Genomic DNA, 2,551 nt, shown 5'->3' on the forward strand with positions numbered 1-2,551 from the left:
TTTTGTATGGCCGGAAGTATGTCTTACCATTGAATATCTGTCCTTCGTTTATTGAGAACTCTATGTCATTAACATTGTCAAATAGTGTTGGTTGGCTTTTGATGATGGTCTTATAACCTATAGACGCATAGCCTTTCAGCCGTTTTCTGTACATACTGTCGCAAACTGGTTCGTGGATGTCTATATAGTCATAGATGCGCACATCTTTCTTCCCTTCATTCTCTCGATGCAGTCGTCCTGCATACTGAGCGACGAGTCCTTTCCATGAGATTGGCAATGCAAGAAATAGCGTGTCCAAACGAGGGTAGTCAAAGCCTTCTCCAACATATTTGCCTGTAGCCACAATTACTAAAGGCTCCGATGGTGAGATTGTCTGTAATCGCTGCAAGGCTTCTCGTTTATCTTTTGTCGTATCAGAACCTGTCAAGGTAATCACGTTTGGGATGGTAGTTTTTAGTTTCTCTGCCAATAAGGTCACGTGCGAAGTCCTGTTTGTAAGGATGATGGGTGTGCGTCCAGAACCAACGACTTTACAAATATCATTCACAATGAGATTATTTCGCACAGTATCTTCAGAAAGTGATTGGTACATCGCGGTAATGGTCTGCCTGTCTTCTGTAATTGACCGATATGATGTGAACCTTGGAATAAGATACCTGTCAAAGGACTGCTTGGCTATCTGACTCTTTGCGTCTGCAGAGAATCGTATTGGACCACATTGCATGAAAATAATAGGCTGTTGACCGTCCTTACGAATTGGTGTTGCAGTCAAGCCATACACTGTGTGAGCCTTTATGTTCTTCAATACATTCTCAAATGTAATAGACGATACATGATGACATTCGTCAACGATGACCATGCCATAGTCCTGGACAAATGGTTTGACTCCATTTTCATCCAAACAAGATTGGATGAGAGCTATATCAATAATTCCATGCAGGGTGTTACACGTAGAATCAAGGCAACCTATCGGGGAGAATACTTTCTTGCGACCACGTTTCTTTGGTTCTTCCGTTTCCTTAAAGTTGATGTCAAGAAACTCCGTAAGACGTTCGTGCCATTGTGTAAGCAAGGCCTTGGAGTGAACAAGAATTAGTGTGTTTACTTTCTTGCGTGCAATAATTGCAGCAGCCGTAACGGTTTTTCCAAAAGCTGTAGTTGCATGTAAAACACCATTGCTATATGTAAGCAATGCGTTGATGGCATCTGTTTGTTCTTCTCGTTCCTTTCCTGTAAATGTTACTGATATCTTTTTCCCGTGACTTGTTTCGTCTGTAATACTATACTTTACATTGTTGTCGTTTAAGAATGATAGGATAGCATCTTCACATCCACGAGGCATAGCAAGGTATTCGTCAGTAATATCGAAACAGGAGATGATACGTGGAACAGAATATGTTGAGAGCCTAAGTGCCTGTTTACTGTAGAACTCTGGATTCTTGAATGCTGCTATGCGCTTCAGGTGATTCAAGACCTTTGCAGAAACAGATTTTAGTGGAATGTAAATCTCATCTGCCTTGACTATCTCCATGGTGGAATAGAAATCTGCTTTCGTAAGGTCTTGTGATGTAGGAGTTACCCATGGTTTGCTCTCGCTTGATGTAGATAGAGCACCAAATTCCTCATTGACATGCAAGTTCAGTAGTTTATCTACATCATCCTCCCTTAATTTTTTAATATTATAAAGAAAGATCCATTGGTCTTTATATGCAAGAAAATCATCATCAACAAACACACTATTCAAGTTCTTACGAGCTTGTCCTTGAAGAGGGAGTGCGACAAGATTGCCGAATCCCCCTTCTGGCATGCGGTCTTGATTAGGAAAGAAGCGGTCGTAAGAATTGAGTGACATTCGTCCATCATGATTCATCGCCTCTGTAAGTATCGCATTTCCCAATCGCCTTGCCTTGAATGCGGGGAGTGGTTCTTCAAAGAATATCCAGACATGGGCGCCGTTACCAGAGCGGGAACGTTCAATTGCGTATGGAATCTGCCACTCTCTACATACACCCACAAAAGCAAGAACATCATCCTTGTAGCCATGCTTACAGCTCTTGTCATCAAAGTCCGTACATAGAAATGAACAATTATTGTCAGTCATGATGGCATAAAGCCCGACCACGTCACAGCAGTTTTCATCCTTACCTTCCAAATGACGGTAGACATCCTGTGATGTCAATGGTGCAAAGTCACGGTTGGGGCATTCTGCACATTTATATGTCTTCTTATCGCATACTCCTCGTCTCCATTCGTTGACACATACAGGCTGATAACCTGCTTTCCCCGTTGACTTGCTGAACCATCTTCGGGCAAACACATCTTCTCTACCTTTGAATAAAGACATGAATAGAGCGACTCGTTCGTCAAGCGAGAGTTTGAATACCGGGAGAGAAATAGGCGAATATATGGAGTCTATCACATTTTTAGGCCTTGGCTTGTACTCAATGCCATGAGCACAAAGAAGAGATCTCAACTCTGTATTCTCCTTTCGAAGAATCTCGTTTTGTGTAACAAGTAGGTTGTATTTCTTTTGCAGCTCATCCATATAGCA

General features: G+C 41.9%; 1 protein-coding gene. It reads right to left on the reverse strand.

The window, feature by feature from the left end:
• Window positions 1-2,545, reverse strand: a 2,545-nt coding sequence (locus CIL02_RS10780; RefSeq protein WP_141210203.1) for a DEAD/DEAH box helicase family protein, incomplete at its 3' end; no start/stop codon positions are given.
• Between the last annotated feature and the right edge of the window lie 6 nt (window positions 2,546-2,551).

The organism is Prevotella sp. P3-122 (assembly GCF_002251365.1).
Lineage (GTDB): Bacteria > Bacteroidota > Bacteroidia > Bacteroidales > Bacteroidaceae > Prevotella.